General features: G+C 71.2%; 13 protein-coding genes. 6 read left to right on the top strand and 7 right to left on the bottom strand.

What is annotated here, in order from left to right:
- The first annotated feature begins 49 nt into the window (after positions 1-49).
- Positions 50-1741: a cholesterol oxidase substrate-binding domain-containing protein gene (locus tag ACYVF7_RS19220; protein ID WP_460342086.1), complete on the top strand. Its 1692-nt coding sequence runs from the start codon at positions 50-52 to the stop codon at positions 1739-1741.
- A 111-nt stretch (positions 1742-1852) separates the two neighbouring features.
- On the opposite strand, the gene ACYVF7_RS19215 is transcribed toward ACYVF7_RS19220, so the two are convergent.
- The 5 genes from ACYVF7_RS19215 to ACYVF7_RS19195 form a co-directional block, all read right to left on the bottom strand.
- On the bottom strand, positions 1853-2512 hold the full coding sequence (locus ACYVF7_RS19215; protein ID WP_460342083.1) for an HAD family hydrolase: 660 nt from the start codon (positions 2510-2512) through the stop codon (positions 1853-1855).
- A gap of 93 nt (positions 2513-2605) precedes the next feature.
- Positions 2606-3694 carry a baeRF2 domain-containing protein gene (locus ACYVF7_RS19210; protein ID WP_460342080.1) on the bottom strand — a complete coding sequence of 363 codons (1089 nt, stop codon included), beginning with the start codon at positions 3692-3694 and terminating at the stop codon, positions 2606-2608.
- 181 nt (positions 3695-3875) lie between these two features.
- Positions 3876-4385 (bottom strand): DUF1360 domain-containing protein, encoded by a 510-nt coding sequence (locus tag ACYVF7_RS19205; protein WP_460342077.1) that lies wholly within the window; start codon positions 4383-4385, stop codon positions 3876-3878.
- Between the two features lie 134 nt (positions 4386-4519).
- Positions 4520-5710, bottom strand: a complete 1191-nt coding sequence (locus tag ACYVF7_RS19200) for a 5-methyltetrahydropteroyltriglutamate--homocysteine S-methyltransferase (RefSeq protein ID WP_460342075.1) — start codon at positions 5708-5710, stop codon at positions 4520-4522.
- On the bottom strand, positions 5707-6618 hold the full coding sequence (locus ACYVF7_RS19195) for a GNAT family N-acetyltransferase (RefSeq protein WP_460342072.1): 912 nt from the start codon (positions 6616-6618) through the stop codon (positions 5707-5709). Before ACYVF7_RS19195 ends, ACYVF7_RS19200 begins: the two co-directional genes overlap by 4 nt.
- A gap of 214 nt (positions 6619-6832) precedes the next feature.
- Between ACYVF7_RS19195 and ACYVF7_RS19190 the strand changes: the two genes are divergently transcribed.
- Both ACYVF7_RS19190 and ACYVF7_RS19185 read left to right on the top strand, forming a co-directional pair.
- Positions 6833-9067 (top strand): VWA domain-containing protein, encoded by a 2235-nt coding sequence (locus ACYVF7_RS19190; protein ID WP_460342069.1) that lies wholly within the window; start codon positions 6833-6835, stop codon positions 9065-9067.
- Positions 9068-9176: 109 nt separating this feature from the next.
- The gene (locus ACYVF7_RS19185; RefSeq protein WP_460342066.1) at positions 9177-10037 is read left to right on the top strand and encodes a patatin-like phospholipase family protein; all 861 of its coding nucleotides are present in this window, start codon (positions 9177-9179) and stop codon (positions 10035-10037) included.
- 8 nt (positions 10038-10045) lie between these two features.
- On the opposite strand, the gene ACYVF7_RS19180 is transcribed toward ACYVF7_RS19185, so the two are convergent.
- On the bottom strand, positions 10046-10966 hold the full coding sequence (locus ACYVF7_RS19180) for a LysR family transcriptional regulator (RefSeq protein ID WP_460342063.1): 921 nt from the start codon (positions 10964-10966) through the stop codon (positions 10046-10048).
- Positions 10967-11180: 214 nt separating this feature from the next.
- On the opposite strand from ACYVF7_RS19180, the gene ACYVF7_RS19175 reads away from it, so the two are divergent.
- The 3 genes from ACYVF7_RS19175 to ACYVF7_RS19165 all read left to right on the top strand — a co-directional run bounded on the left by ACYVF7_RS19175 (position 11181) and on the right by ACYVF7_RS19165 (position 13865).
- Entirely contained in the window at positions 11181-12041 is an 861-nt protein-coding gene (locus ACYVF7_RS19175) for an aldo/keto reductase (protein ID WP_460342060.1), read from the top strand.
- Positions 12042-12119: 78 nt separating this feature from the next.
- Positions 12120-13124: an aldo/keto reductase gene (locus tag ACYVF7_RS19170; protein ID WP_460342057.1), complete on the top strand. Its 1005-nt coding sequence runs from the start codon at positions 12120-12122 to the stop codon at positions 13122-13124.
- Between the two features lie 219 nt (positions 13125-13343).
- Positions 13344-13865, top strand: a complete 522-nt coding sequence (locus ACYVF7_RS19165; protein ID WP_460342054.1) for a GNAT family N-acetyltransferase — start codon at positions 13344-13346, stop codon at positions 13863-13865.
- A gap of 123 nt (positions 13866-13988) precedes the next feature.
- On the opposite strand, the gene ACYVF7_RS19160 is transcribed toward ACYVF7_RS19165, so the two are convergent.
- Positions 13989-15419, bottom strand: coding sequence for a gamma-aminobutyraldehyde dehydrogenase (locus ACYVF7_RS19160; RefSeq protein WP_460342051.1), 1431 nt, complete (start codon positions 15417-15419; stop codon positions 13989-13991).
- Between the last annotated feature and the right edge of the window lie 46 nt (positions 15420-15465).

Raw genomic sequence — 15465 nt, 5'->3', positions numbered from 1 at the left:
TGCCACCGGCGGTCCCCCGACCGGACCGCCGCTCCCCCTGGGAGCACCCATGGATTCGTCCTCCCACCTGTCCCGCCGCGGCCTCCTCGCGGCCGCCGGGGCGGCCGCCCTCACCTGGGTTCCCGCCTTCCGCGTCCCCGCTCGCGCCGACACCCTGCCCGGCTTCCCGCTGCCGCTCTATCGGCAGGCGTACCAGAACTGGTCCGAAGAGATCACCATCGAGAACGCCCTGACCTGCGCGCCGAACACCCCCGCCGAGGTAGTGTCCGTCGCGAACTGGGCCCAGCAGAACGGCTACCGCGTCCGCCCCAAGGGGATGGGGCACAACTGGTCCCCGATCCTCGTGCCGAACGGCGCCGACGTCAGCAAGGTCATCCTCGTCGACACGACCCAGCACCTGACGTCCGTCAGCATCGGCTCCGGGGCGGTCACCGCGCAGACCGGGATCACGATGGACGCCCTGCTCGCCAAGCTCGAGACCGCCGGCCTGGGGTTCGCCGCGATCCCCGCTCCCGGCGACATCACCCTCGGCGGCGTACTGGCGATCAACGCGCACGGTTCGGCGATCCCCGCCCAGGGCGAGAGCCGCCTCGCCGGAACCAGCTACGGCTCGCTGAGCAACCTCATCCGGTCCCTGACCGCCGTGGTCTGGAACGGAAGCGCGTTCACGCTCCAGACGTTCAGCCGGACCGACGCCGCGATGAAGGCGTTCCTGGCCCACCTCGGCCGGGCGTTCGTCACCGAGGTGACCCTCGAAGTGGGCGCCAACCAGCGCCTGAGGTGCCAGAGCCGGTACGACATCCAGGTGACGGACATCTTCGCCGCGCCGTCCTCCGCCGGGTCGAACTCCTTCGCGAGCCTGCTGAACGGGTGCGGGCGGATGGAGGTGATCTGGTTCCCGTTCACGACCGTCCCGTGGATCAAGCTGTGGTCGCTGAGCCCGACCAAGCCCATCCTCTCGAAGCAGGTGGACAGCCCGTACAACTACACGTTCGCGAACTTCATCAACCAGCAGCAGTCCGACTACATCAAGCAGATCGTGGGCGGCGACGTCTCGGTCACCCCGTCGTTCGAGAACCTCGAGATGGCGATCGTCGGCTCGGGACTGATCACCACCGGCACGTGGGACATCTGGGGCTGGACGAAGAACACCCTGCTGTACGTGCAGCCGACCACGCTGAGGATCGTCGAGGCCGGCTACGCCGTCCTCACCGCCCGGTCCAACATCCAGCGCGTGGTCAGCGAGTTCTACAACCGGTACGTCTCGCGGATCAACGCCTATCAGGCGCAGGGCCAGTACCCGATGAACGGCCCGATCGAGATCCGCGTGACGGGCCTGGACCAGCCGTCCGAGTCCGGGGTGAGCGGCGCCGTCACCCCGCAACTGTCATCCGTACGCCCCCGCCCGGACCACCCCGAGTGGGACGTGTGCGTCTGGCTCGACATGGGCACCATCCCCGGCACTCCGCAATGCAACGCGTTCTACCGCGAGATGGAGCAGTGGATCTTCTCCAACTACACCGGTTCGTACGCGACCGTACGGCCCGAGTGGTCCAAGGCCTGGGCGGTCACGACCGGCGGGGCCTGGACCGACACGACGATGCTGACCTCCACCATCCGCAACGCCGTCAACGCGGGCCAGGCCGCCGGCGACGGCTTCGACGCCGCGCGGGCCACCCTCAACGGCTACGACCCGCACCGGGTGTTCAGTAACACGTTCCTGGACACGCTCCTGCCGTGAGGCGCCGACGCCGCCCGGCCCGCCCGTCGGCGGGCCGGGCGGGCGCCGAGCCGACCGCTCCGAGACGACTTCGCGATCAAAGCCCCCCGGCGCGACCCGGCCCCGTCGAGATCACTTCGCGATCGGGCTGCGGTCGAGATCCTCCAGCAGGTGGGCCGTCCCGTCATAGATCGCGACGGCGCCCGCCTCCCGGAGCTCGTCCGCGCCGATGCCCCCGGACAGCACGCCGACGCACGGCAGACCTGCGCGCTCGCACGCCCGTACGTCCCAGACCGTGTCCCCCACGAAGACCGCCTGGTCGGGTCGTACGCCGGCGCGGTCGAGGGCGACCTGCACGATATCGGGCGCGGGCTTGCTCTGCTCGGCGTCGGCCGAGGACGTCACGGCGGCGATCGCGTCGTCGGCGTCGAGGGCGGCGAGCAGCGCCCCCATCTCGTCGCCGTCCGCGGAACTGGCCAGGACGACCTTCAGGCCGCGGGAGGCGCAGGCTCGCAGCAGGTCCGCCGCGCCGTCGAAGGCGCGCAAGCGGCTCCAGAACAGCCGATACAGCGTCTTGCGCGCCACACGGACCTCGTCGTCACCGTCACGGTCACGGTCGTCGGGCAGGAGCCGGTCCAGCAGCTTGTCGGACCCCATCCCGATCGCCCGGTGCACGGCGGCCATGTCGACCCCGTGGCCGTGCTGGCGGAACGCCTCCCACCACGTCACGGCGTGCAGGTAGTTGGTGTCGACGAGCGTGCCGTCCACGTCAAAGATCACCGCGTCCGTCACAGAGTCACCGTCCTTCTCAGCGGCATCCAGATGGTGCTTGTCGCCTGAACCCGGCGGGAGACAGGGGGCATCCGGTCGTGGCCCCCTCGCCGCTCAGTCCGCGTACCGCAGCAGGGCTCCCGCGCCGGACTCGGCGCGCAGCGACTCCGGTGGCAGGAGCACCAGTTCCCCATCCGTGCGGGCGAGCGCCCGGATGAGAGCGGCGTCGGCCAGGTCCGCAACGGGGTCGGCGACGCCGAGCTCCCGCAGGCGGTCGGCGGACGTCGCCACATCGGTCGCCTGCGGCCCCGTCCACAGGGTGATCGACGAGTCCGGCCGGTCCTCCAGGAACAGGCAGGCGACCTGTCCCTTGCGCAGCGCGTCGGTCACGCCCTCCATGCCCTCGACCGCGCGGCCGTGCTTAGTGAGCTGTTCGTCGAACCGGCTGACCAGGGAGGTGAGGTGTTCGGCCCGCTTGAGCTCGACGGCGCGGGTGATCTCCTCGTCCAGCGTCGGCCCGGCCCCGCCCGCGTCCACGACGCGCGACAGGACGGGTTCGGACAGTTCCTCCTGGACGGCCGTACGGGCGCGGACGTCGCCGGCGAGGATCACGATGTCGCCACAGCAGTCGTCGACCGCCCCGACGATCGCGTGGGCGACCTTCTTGGCGTTGGTCCGCCAGACCTCCTCGGCGGCCCGCTGCTGCTTGTCCTGCCGGAACATGTCGCCGGCCTTGGTCTTGCGCACCGGGAAGTCCTCGTCGGGCTTGACCGTGATCGTGCGGCGATCGCCGCCCCGCGACACGCAGGTGATCTCCCCGCCGAGCCGGTCCACCCTGGCGACCAGGTAGGCGATCGGGTGCCCGCGCTGCGCCAGGAGCGGCTTGACGTGCGGCAACGGGGCGTATCTGGCCAGTTCGGCGCGCGGTGTCCCGGACAGTACCTCGGAGTGGACGGCCTCGCCGTCCGCCGCGAACACCGCGAGAGTGCCGGATTCGCGCTGGATGTTCTCCTCGGCCACAACCCGCTCGATCGCCTCAACGGTCGCGGCCGGCGTCCCCTGCTCGACCAGTTCGCGGTGCAGGGCCCGCCACCGCAGCTCGATGACCTTCGCGGCGTCCTCCGTGGCCCGTCGCATGTCGAGGTAGACGGAGGCGAACGGGCCGGGAATGTCGTACAGCGACTTGAGGAAGGTAACGTCCATGCTGCCCGCCTACCCGCCGAGGGCGTCCCAAACCCCCTCGATTCGGCCCTACCGGGGCAGGTCAGCGCCCCGGCGTACTGGAACGGACCGGCCCGAAAAGCCGGTCACGGGCAACACGCCGGCGCCTCGGCCGACGGGACCTGGGACGGCGGCCTCGGACAACACGTCGGCGCCGCGCCTCTCAGCCCTCGGCCGACCGTTGCAGCCGGGCGTAGACGAGCTGGAGCCAGTCGGCCCCCGCGACGGCGGTCATCGTCGCCCCGGCCAGCCGCGTCGCGTCGGGCGCGAAGGTCATCCCCACCGCGTACGCCGTACCGACCCACTGGGCCATGCAGAACGGGCAGGTGATCAACTCCCCGATGGCGTGCTTGACGCCTCGGCCGCGCACCTCTTCGGCGAGTTCGGCCGGTCCGGCGGTGCCCTTGTACCGGGTGAAGGGTGCTCGCAGGGGGCTCGTCACCGGGTCCTTGGACAGGCTCCGGGACAGCTTGTGGGTGGTCACGGTCATGAGCGCGATGTCCCGCAGGCCGAGCCGGGGCGCCCGCCGCCCGGTCAGCCGCGCGATCGCGGTGGCCGCGCCCACGGCCACGCCATAGGTCACGAGCGTGCCCGCGTACGACCTCAGCGGCCGCTCCTCGCCCTGGCTGTACTCCTGTTCCTGCACTTTCACCGTATCGATCACGGAATCCATCAGAACTCCCTGGTTAGGGTCGGTCTCCGTGGCAGCAGAAAGAGTTACCCGGTGAGAATGCGGTGAACCTTCCGTGGATGAGCGCCATGGCTGGCGGGACAAGACCAGGATTTCGGCCTCGATCGGAGCGCTCGCTAGCCCCAGACCTCGTGGGCGGTTTCGACGATGAGGCGGAGTTTGGCGACCTGCTGGTCGTACGTGAGCGCGTTGCCCTCGACGGTGGAGGAGAAACCGCACTGCGGCGACAGGCAGAGCTGGTCGCCGTCGACGTACTTGGACGCCTCCTCGATGCGGCGTTTCAGGGCGTCCTTCGACTCCAGCTCGCCGCGCTTGGTGGTCACCAGGCCCAGGACGACCATCTTGCCCTTCGGGACGAAACGGAGCGGCTCGAAGCCGCCCGAGCGGGCGTCGTCGTACTCGAGGAAGAAGCCGTCGACGCCCAGTTCGCCGAAGAGCGCCTCGGCGACGAAGTCGTATCCGCCCTCGGCCGCCCAGGAGGAGCGGAAGTTGCCGCGGCACATGTGCGTGGTGACCGTCATGCCCTCGGGGCGGCCGGCGAGCGCCGCGTTGATCTGCTTGATGTAGCGCAGGTGCATGTGCTCGGCGTCGTCGCCGCGGGCGGCGATCTGGGCGCGCTGCGCCGGGTCGTTGAGGTAGGCCAGGCTGGTGTCGTCGAACTGGAGGTAGGTGCAGCCGAGTTCGCCGAGCCGGCGGACCTCCTCGGCATAGGCGGCGCTCAGGTCGCGCCAGAACCCCTCGGTGTCCGGGTACACCTCGTGATCGATCGACGCCGGACCGCCGCGGTAGTGGACCATGCTCGGCGAGGGGATCGTGAGCTTGGGCGTGTTCGTGGAGACGAAGCCCCGCAGGGCGCGGAAGTCGTCGGCGAAGATCGTCTCATCGAGCCGGACCCTGCCGTGCACGCGCAGCGCGGCGGACATGAACTCCAGGTCGCCGGACTCGTTGCGGAAGTGGACCTTCAGTTTCTCCGATGCCGGGTCGATGCCGCCGAGCCGGTAGATGAAGTCCATGTGCCAGGAGGCGCGGCGGAACTCTCCGTCGGTGGCGCTCCGCAGGCCCACGTCCTCCTGCATCTTCACCACCGTGCGGATCGCCTCGTCCTCGGCCGACCGTAGCCGCTCGGCGGAGATCCGGCCGGCGGCGAAGTCGTCGCGGGCCCGGAGTAGCTCCGGTGGGCGTAGCAGGCTGCCGACGTGGTCGGCGCGGAATGGCGGCGTCATGCGAGCGGGCATCGCGTCCTCCAGGGAGTTCGCCGGGCGGTGCACGAAACCTTCACGGTCGCGCACCGCCCGGCGGAGGGTCAAGCGAAGAAGATCCGCTCCTGGGTGACGGGATAGCCGGCCCGGGTGAAGGCGGCGGCCATCGGCGTGTTCGTCATGTCGGTGTCGGCCAGGATGCGATCGGCGCCCTGTTCGACCAGGAGATGGGTGCCCTCGGCGAGGAGGTCGTAGCCGTATCCGTGGCCGCGCTGTTCGGGCACGACCCCGACGAGGCCGATGACCGGTGCGGTGTGGTTGCGGGTCGGAGCGACGAAACCGGCGAGGTCGCCGCCGGGCGTGTACGCCAGTCGCCACCATTCGCGGGGAGCGGGGAACCTCCGCAGGAGGTCCAGGTCCTCGCGCGCGGCGGCGTCCAGATCCCGTTCGGCGATGGCGCGGCGGGCGTGGGCGTCGAGGGTGCCGTGCTGGATCCGGCGCAGCACGTCGAGGATCACCGAGTCGTCGGGCTCGGGCCGGTAGGTCAGGCGGCCGGGGCGTTCGGGCAGCCCGCACGCGGTCGTCCACTCGTACCGGTAGCGATCCACGAGCCAGGTCATCCCGGCGGCGACGGCCGCGTCGGCGCGGGCCCGTACGGCGGCGCGGACCTCGGGTCGCTCCCGCCCGTGCGGCGGGACGAACAGGCAGTACTCGGCTTTCAGCGATTCCGCGCGGGCCGCTCGCAGGAGGGCGACGCCCGCGTCGGCGTCGGTGAGGTCGAACCAGTCGAGCGCGACCGGCTCGTCGTCGCCCGGCGTACCCCACCAGGCGGCACGGGCGACCACCGTGTCGCCGCGCAGGGCGACCCAGGTCCATTCGGGGCGGTACTCGCCCGCGGCGGCCGTCGCGCGGTACGACCGGCCGAACGCGGCGACCCCGACCAGAACGGGATCGGAGAGTTGCTCGAAGAGATGCTCCTCGCCGGGGGCGAGCGGGCGGATGACCAGATCGGTCATGAAAGTCCTTCCGGAAGGTGCGGTGCGCTCCCGGTCAGACCCGCGACGCCCGGACGGGGCAGGAGCGCATGAACGTCGTACGGTCCATCGCTCTCACCTCCTCCCAGTCCAGGGCGTTCCAGCACCATACCGGCATCGCGTCCGGTCGTCGATCCGTTTTCCGCGGTGCATGGGATAGGTTCGAACGCGATTCGGTTCGTTTCCTGGAGCGCAGATGACCTTCACCTCGCCCGCCGACGTCCGCGAACGTCTCGCGGCCGTGGACTACCTGGCCGACGACGCGATCGCGACGACCGTCTACCTCGCCGCGGCGCTGGGCAAGCCCCTGCTGGTCGAGGGCCCGGCCGGCGTGGGGAAGACGGAGCTGGCCAAGGCCGTCGCCGCGATCACCGACGCGCGGCTCGTACGGCTCCAGTGCTACGAGGGCCTGGACGAGCCGCGCGCCCTGTACGAGTGGAACTACAAGAAACAGCTGCTGCGCATTCAGGCCGCCGGCGACCAGTCGTGGAGCGCCACCCACGACGACATCTTCACCGAGGAGTTCCTGCTCGAACGCCCGCTGCTGACCGCCATCCGGCGCACCGACCCCACCGTCCTGCTGATCGACGAGACGGACAAGGCGGACGTCGAGGTCGAGGGCCTGCTGCTCGAGGTGCTGTCCGACTTCCAGGTGACCATCCCCGAACTGGGCACGATCACGGCGGCGCGCCGGCCCTTCGTCGTCCTCACGTCCAACGCGACCCGGGAGCTGTCCGAGGCGCTCAAGCGGCGCTGCCTCTACCTGCACCTCGACTACCCGTCCCCGGAGCGCGAGCGCGACATCGTCCGGGCCCGGGTCCCCGGCATCGACGAGGCCCTCGCCGGCTCGCCCAGGTCGTGGCGGCCCTGCGCGAGCTCGAGCTCAAGAAGGCGCCGTCCATCGCCGAGACCATCGACTGGGCCCGTACGCTCCTCGCGCTCGGCCTCGGCCGGCTCGACGGGGACACGATCGCCGCGACCCTCGGCGTCGTCCTCAAGCACCGCTCCGACCAGGACCGCGCGCTCAAGGAGGTCGTCCACGGCGATGCCGCCGCCCGATAGAACACCAGGTCTCCTGGACCGGCATCTGGGCTTCCTCACCGCACTGCGCGAGGCCGCCCTGCCGGTGTCGCTCGCCGAAGGGCTGGACGCGGTACACGCCCTGGTCGCCATCGACCTGGCCGATCGCGAGTCCCTGCGCGCGGCGTACGCGGCCACGCTCGTCAAGCGGCAGGCGCATCGGGCGGCGTTCGACACGCTGTTCGACCTGTGGTTCCCGCCGGTGACCGGCAGTCCCGAGACGGCCCGGGAGCGCCCCGCGTACGACGATCCCGAGCTGCGGCGGCTGCGTGACGAACTGAGCCGCCTCCTGCTGGACGGCGACGACGCCGCCCTGCGCGACTTCGCCCGCGAGGCGGTCGGCGCGTACGGCCGCAGCTCTGGCGCGCCGGGCGGGAACGGCAGCCGCGGGCAGTGGTTCTCCTACCAGGTGCTGCGGGTCCTGTCCCCGGAGACGTTGATGGCCGGGCTGCTCGCCGCCGTGCTGACCGAACGCGGCGGCCTGGACGAGAAGGTCGCCCGCCGGACGTTCACCCGCCGCATCGAACGTTTCGAGAGGCTCGTCACCGAGGACGTACGGCGGCGGCTCGCCGAGGAGAACGGCCCGGAGAAGGTCGCGCGCAGTGCCGCCCGGCCGCCGCTGGAGCAGGTCGACTTCCTCCGCGCGACCCGTACGGACCTGGCGGCGATCCGGCGGGAGGTTCAGCCGCTCGCCCGCAGACTGGCCGCCCGGCTCGCCGCCCGGCGGCGGCACGGCAGGCGCGGCCGGCTGGACTTCCGCAGGACCGTACGCGCGTCGCTGTCGACGGGCGGCGTCCCCCTGACCACGCACCACCGGCCGCCCCGCCCCCACAAACCGGAACTCGTCGTGCTGTGCGACGCCAGCGACTCCGTCTCCTCCTTCGCGCACTTCACCCTGCTGCTGACCTATGCGCTGCGCGAGCAGTTCGCCCGGGTACGGGCGTTCGCGTTCATCGACGACCTCGACGAGATCACCCGGTTCTTCGCCCCGGGCGCCGACGTGGTCGAGGCGATGACGACGATGACCCGCGAGGCGCGCCTGGTCTGGGTGAGCGGGCACAGCGACTACGGGCGCGCCTTCGGCGTCTTCGAGGACCGGTACGGCGACGCGATCACACCGAAGACCTCTCTGCTGATCCTCGGCGACGCCCGCAGCAACTACGGGTCGCTGAACCTGGAGGTGGTCCGGCGACTGGCGGGCCGGGCGCGGCACGCGTACTGGCTCAACCCCGAACCGGCCGCGGACTGGGACTCCGGCGACTCGGCCGCCTCGGCGTACGGCGCGGTCGTGCCGATGCACGAGTGCCGCAACCTCACCCAGCTGGCGGAGTTCGTCGAGATGCTCGCCTGACGCCGCGCTCCGGCCAAGGATGGGCGCAGGCCGCCGAACTCCGCCTCATCGTCGAGACCGCCCACGAGGTCTGGGGCCGGCCGCCGAAGCGAACCGTCAGAATGGGGGCATGACACGACGGGCGTTGGTACTCGGTGGCGGCGGTGTGGCGGGCATCGCCTGGGAGACGGGCGTGCTGGCGGGGCTGGCCGACGCGGGTGTCGACGTGCTCGACGCCGACCTGATCGTGGGCACGTCCGCCGGATCCGCCGTCACCGCCCAGGTGAGCAGCGGCCTGCCGATGGAAGACCTGTTCCAGCGCCAGGTCGACCCTGCGCTTCAGGCCAGGGAGATCCCCGCGGAACTGGACCTGACCACTTACGTCGCGACGCTGGGGGACATCATGGCGGGCGCGGAGGACGTCCTGGAGATGCGTCGCCGCATGGGCGCCTGGGCGCTGGAGGTGCCCACGGTCCCGGAGAAGAACCGCAGGGACGCCGTCGCCTCCCGGTTGCCGTCGTTCGCCTGGCCGGACCGGCCCATCGCCATTGTCACGGTGGACGCGGAGACCGGGGAAAGGCGGATTCTCGCCCCTGACTCCGGTGTCCACCTGGTCGACGCCGTGGCGGCGAGCTGCGCCGTCCCCGGGATCTGGCCGCCCGTCTCCATCGACGGTCGCCGGTACGTCGACGGCGGCGTCCACTCCAGCGAGAACGCCGATCTGGTCGTGGGCCACGAGCGCGTCCTGATCCTGTCCCCTACGCCCGCCGAAGCCCCGAGTCCTCCCTGGGGCGGGCTCAAGGAAGAGGTCGCCGAGCTGCGGCACCGGGGCTCCACCGTGTCGGTCGTCCACCCGGACGATGCGTCCCAGAGCGCGATGGGCCCCAACCCGCTCGACCCGTCCATCCGGGAAGCGACGGCACACGCGGGCCGCGAACAGGGCCGCCGCGAAGCAGACCGTGTCGCCGACCTATGGAATCCGGAGAACTGACCGGACGCTCACGCCGGGGCGGGGACCGGGGGTGTGACGTCGGGAACGGTCAGGGAGTCGCCGACGATGCCGAGGAGGGCCTGGGAGGCCGGGTTGTTCGTGGGGCCGTCCGTGGGCACGGCGACCGACACCCGCCAGGTCGGCGGGGTCTCGCGGAGCGGCACGACACGGACGTTCTTCTTGCGTTTGTGGGCGATCGGCCGGGGCACCAGGGCGATGCCGAGATCGTGCTGGACGAAGTCGAGCAGGCTGTGCACGTCGTTGACCTCCATGGCGACGTGCCTGGGCAGGCCGGCCGTCTCGAACGCCCGGTCGCTGATCTGGCGCGCGCCCCAGTCGGCGTGGAAGTCGACGAACACCTCGCCCGCCAGTTGCGCCAGGTCGACCGCGTCGAACGCCGCCAGCCGGTGGCCGGGATGGCAGACGAGCATCATCGGCTCGGTCGTCAGCGACGTCAGGGCGACGCCGGGCGGCGGGTCTCCCGAGATGGCCACGAAGGCCAGGTCCAGGCGCGCGGCGCGGACCTCTTCGACCAGGTGCGAGGAGCCCGCCTGGCGCAGCCGGATCTCCACACCGGGGTGCATGGATCGGAAACGCGCGAGAATCCCGGCGACGTCGACCACTCCGAGGCACTGCTCGGTGCCGACGCACAGCGTGCCGCGTACGAGACCCTGGACGGCGGCGACGGCGTTGCGGGCCGCGGCGACGCTCGCGAGGGTGCGGCGGGCCTCGGTCAGCAGGGCACGGCCCGCTTCGGTCAGTTCGACGCGGCGGGTGCTGCGGACGAAGAGCGGGGCTGCGAGCTCGCGTTCCAGCGCGCGGATCGACGCCGACAGCCCCGACTGGGCGAGGTGCAGGCGCTCGGCGGCGCGGGTGAAGTGCGCCTCCTCGGCCACGGCCACGAAGTACTCGAGATGCCGGAGTTCCACAATTGAGCACTCTAACTGCTTGATCTCATCGGTTTCTTCTGTTGGACACCTGGTCGCTCGCGGAGCAGGCTGGAGACCGGTCAGCGGCCCGGCACGTTCCCGCCGATCGCGGGTATGGGACCGGGCCGTCGTCGCGCCGTTCTCCCTCGGCGAGGGTGTCCGCGGCGCGCCGACCGTTCCGTTCGTTCTTCACAGGATTTCTCGGAGGTCCTTCATGCGTACTCGCCGGATCGGCGATGTCCAGGTCGGTGCGATCGGGCTGGGAGCCATGCCCATGTCGATCGAGGGACGGCCCGACGAGAGCCGTTCCGTCGCCACCGTCCACGCGGCCCTCGACGCGGGCGTGACCCTGATCGACGTGGCCGACGCGTACCACATCGGCGCCGACGAGGTGGGGCACAACGAGTCCCTCGTCGCCGAGGCCCTGGCCTCGTACGGCGGCGACACGTCCGGCGTGCTGGTCGCGACCAAGGGCGGTCACGTACGTCCCGGCGACGGCTCGTGGACGCTCGACGGGTCCCCCGAGCACCTGAAGCAGGCGTGCGAGGCGTCGCTCAAGCGGCTCGGCGTCGAGGCGATCGGCCTGTACCAGTTCCACCGGCCGGACCCCGCCGTCCCGTACGGCGAGTCCGTGGGCGCGATCCGCGACCTCCTGGACGCCGGGAAGATCCGGCTGGCCGGCATCTCCAACGCGAACCCGGACCAGATCCGCCAGGCGCAGGAGATCCTCGGCGGCCGGCTCGCGTCGGTGCAGAACCAGTTCTCCCCCGCGTTCCGCAGCAGCGAGCCGGAGCTGCGGCTGTGCGACGAGCTGGGCATCACCTTCCTGCCGTGGAGCCCGCTCGGCGGCATCTCCAAGGCCGGCGGCCTGGGATCCGCCCACGGCGCGTTCGCGCGGATCGCGGAGGCGCACGGCGTGAGCCCGCAGCGGGTCTGCCTCGCCTGGATGCTGGCCAAGTCGCCCGTCGTCATCCCGATCCCCGGGTCGAGCCGGCCGGAGACGATCCGCGACTCCGTCGCGGCGGCCGAGCTGGAGCTCACCCCCGAGGAGATCGCGGAGCTGGACGCCGCCTGACGGCCGGAGGCGCTCGAAAAGGGGCAAGAACCCCGCTACGAGATGTCGCCGACGAAGAGACGACAAGGGGAAACGGACGTGGCGCTTTCCACCCAACCGCTCGGCTCGACCGGAATGGACCTCAGCAGGGTCGGTTTCGGCGCGTGGGCGATCGGCGGATCCGGCTGGAAGTTCGCGTGGGGACCGCAGGACGACGCCGAGTCGGTCGCGGCGATCCGGTACGCCGTCGAGCAGGGCGTCAACTGGATCGACACCGCCGCGATCTACGGCCTGGGCCACTCGGAGGAGGTCGTCGGACGAGCCTTGAAGGAGATCCCCGAGGGCGACCGGCCGTACGTCTTCACCAAGTGCGGCAACGTCTGGGATCCGGCCGACCCGGGTGCCCAGGCCCGGAGGATCGGAGCGGCGGACAGCATCCGCCGCGAGGTCGACGACTCGCTGCGCCGGCTGGGCATCGAGCGCATCGACCTGTACCAGGTGCACTGGCCGGCGCAGGACGGGACTCCCCTCGAGGAGTACTGGCAGACCATGCTCGAGCTGAAGGCGGCGGGCAAGGTACGCGCTGTGGGGCTGTCCAACCACGACGTCGGGCAGCTGGAGACCGCCGAGAAGCTCGGGCACGTGGACTCACTCCAGCCGCCGTTCTCGGCGATCCACCGCTCCGCCGTGCCGGAAATCGAGTGGTGCGCCGCGCACGGCACCGGAGTGATCGTGTACTCGCCGATGCAGTCGGGCCTGCTGACCGGAGCGTTCTCCCGGGAACGCGCGGCCGGCCTCCCCGACGACGACTGGCGTAGTCGTCACCCGGACTTCACGACGAACCTGGACGCCAACCTGGCGCTCGCCGACGCGCTGGCGGCGGTCGCGGAGCGGCGCGGCGCATCGACCGCCTCGGTCGCGGTGGCCTGGACCCTCGCCTGGCGCGGGGTGACCGGCGCGATCGTCGGTGCCCGGCGCCCGGACCAGATCGACGGCTGGCTGCCGGCCGCGTCCCTGGCACTGACCGCCGAGGAGCTCGACGAGATCGCGACGGCGATCGAGAGCACCGGCGCCGGAGAAGGGCCGCTGAGCCCCGGCCGCTGAGCCCCCGCCGCTGAGGCCCGGCCGCGAGCCCGCGCCGCCGAGTCCCGGCCGCTGACGAGAGCAGCGGACGGAATGGTGCTGTCCGGACGGAAGTGTCTTCGCCGTGCGGACAGCACCATTTCCCTCGCGCAGTGGAACGGCGCTGTTCAGGCGGAAGGGTCTTCGCCGTGAAAACGGCACCATTGTTGCCGATCGGTCGCGAGCCTAAGCTCTGCGGGCATGGGCGATGGCGAGCTGCGGTTGAGGCCGGCGGGCCGGGACGATCTGGCGGTGATCGAGAGACTCACGGGTGACCCCGAGGCTACCGGCGAGCACGGCTGGCACGGCTGGTTCGAGCAGTGGCACTTCCGGAGACGCTGGGAGGAGAACGGCCTGCTGGAGGACGACCGCGGAGTACTCATCGCACTGCGCGGCGATGAGCGGCTCGGGTTCGTCTCGTGGCGCAAGCAGGTCACGTCGCCCAGGTCGTACTGCTGGAACATCGGCGTCGCCATGCGGCCGGAGGCGCGCGGCCTCGGCTACGGCACCGAGGCACAGCGGCTGCTCGTGCGGTACCTGTTCGCGCACACGACGGTGAACCGCATCGAGGCGCTCACCGAGACCACGAACGCCGCCGAGCAGTGGGCGCTGCAGAAGGCCGGGTTCACCCGCGAGGGCGTGCTGCGCGGGTACACGTTCCGCGGCGGCGCCTGGCGCGACGTGTTCGTCTACAGCATGCTGCGGCACGAGCTCAAGGAGTAAAAGCCGCCCGCCTTTACAATGTAGATCACGATCACACCGCACAGCACGGCATGGGTACGGCCTGTCCCACCGGTCTCGCCCGAAGGTCCGATCGGCGGAACAGGCCGTAGTGGATCCTGGCGCTCAGGCCTCGATGTTGGACATCACGTGCTTGACGCGGGTGTAGTCCTCGAAGCCGTACATCGACAGGTCCTTGCCGTACCCGGAGTGCTTGAACCCGCCGTGCGGCATCTCGGCGACCAGCGGGATGTGCGTGTTGATCCAGACGCAGCCGAAGTCGAGCCGCCGCGACACGCGCATCGCCCGGCCGTGGTCCTTCGTCCAGACGGAGGAGGCCAGGCCGTACTTGACGCCGTTGGCCCAGCGGACGGCCTCGTCCTCGTCGGAGAAGCGCTGGACGGTGATGACCGGGCCGAAGATCTCGCCCTGCACGGCCTCGTCGTCCTGGCGCAGGCCGGACACGACGGTCGGCTCGTAGAAGAAGCCCTGCTCGCGGGCGCGGGACCCGCCGGTGGTCACGGACGCGTGGCCGGGCAGGCGGTCGATGAAGCCGGCGACCCGGTCGAGCTGGACGGCGTTGTTGAGCGGGCCGTACAGGACGTCCTCGTCGTCGGGCAGGCCCGTGCGGGTCTGCGCGGCCTGCTCGGTCAGGGCGGCGACGAAGTCGTCGTGGACGCCGGGAGCCGCCAGCACGCGGGTCGCGGCCGTGCAGTCCTGGCCGGCGTTGAAGTACCCGGCCTCGGCGATCGCCTGGGCCGCGGCCTCGACGTCCGCGTCGTCGAACACGATGACCGGCGCCTTGCCGCCCAGCTCCAGGTGGACCCGCTTGAGGTCGGCGGCGGCCGAGTGGGCGACCTCACTGCCGGCCCGCACCGACCCGGTGATCGACACCATCTGCGGAACGGGGTGCTCGACGAGCAGGCGCCCGGTGTCGCGGTCGCCGCAGACGACGTTGAACACGCCCGGCGGCAGGAACTCGGCGGCGATCTCGGCCATCAGCGCCGTCGTCACCGGGGTCGTGTCGGACGGCTTGAGCACCACCGTGTTGCCCGCGGCAATGGCCGGCGCGAACTTCCAGACCGCCATCATCATCGGGTAGTTCCACGGCGTGACCTGCGCGCACACGCCGATCGGCTCACGCCGGATCCAGGAGGTGTGGCCGGCCATGTACTCCCCCGCCGAGCGGCCCTCCAGGATCCGCGCGGCGCCGGCGAAGAACCGGATCTGGTCGACCATCGGCGGGATCTCCTCCGACGCCGTCAGGCCGATCGGCTTGCCGGTGTTCTCCGACTCGAGCGCGACGAGTTCGTCGGCGCGGGCCTCGATGGCGTCGGCGACGCGCAGCAGCGCGAGCTGCCGTTCGGAGGGCGTGGTGTCGCGCCAGGTCTCGAACGCGCGGGCCGCGGCGTCGAACGCCGCGTCGACCTCGGCCTGTCCGGAGACGGGGGCCGTGCCGAACGCCTCGCCGGTGACGGGGCTGATCAGGTCCGCCGTACGGCCGTCGGCCGCGTCGGCCGGCGAGCCGTTCACGAAGTTACGGACGGTGCGCTTCACTGCGGTCGGTCCTTCCTGGTGTTCTGCTTGCCGGGTGCCGCCTGCG

It is taken from the genome of Actinoallomurus acanthiterrae, assembly GCF_054775715.1.
The sequence above is the reverse complement of the archived record's forward strand: the minus strand, read 5'-3'. Positions and strand labels throughout refer to the sequence as shown.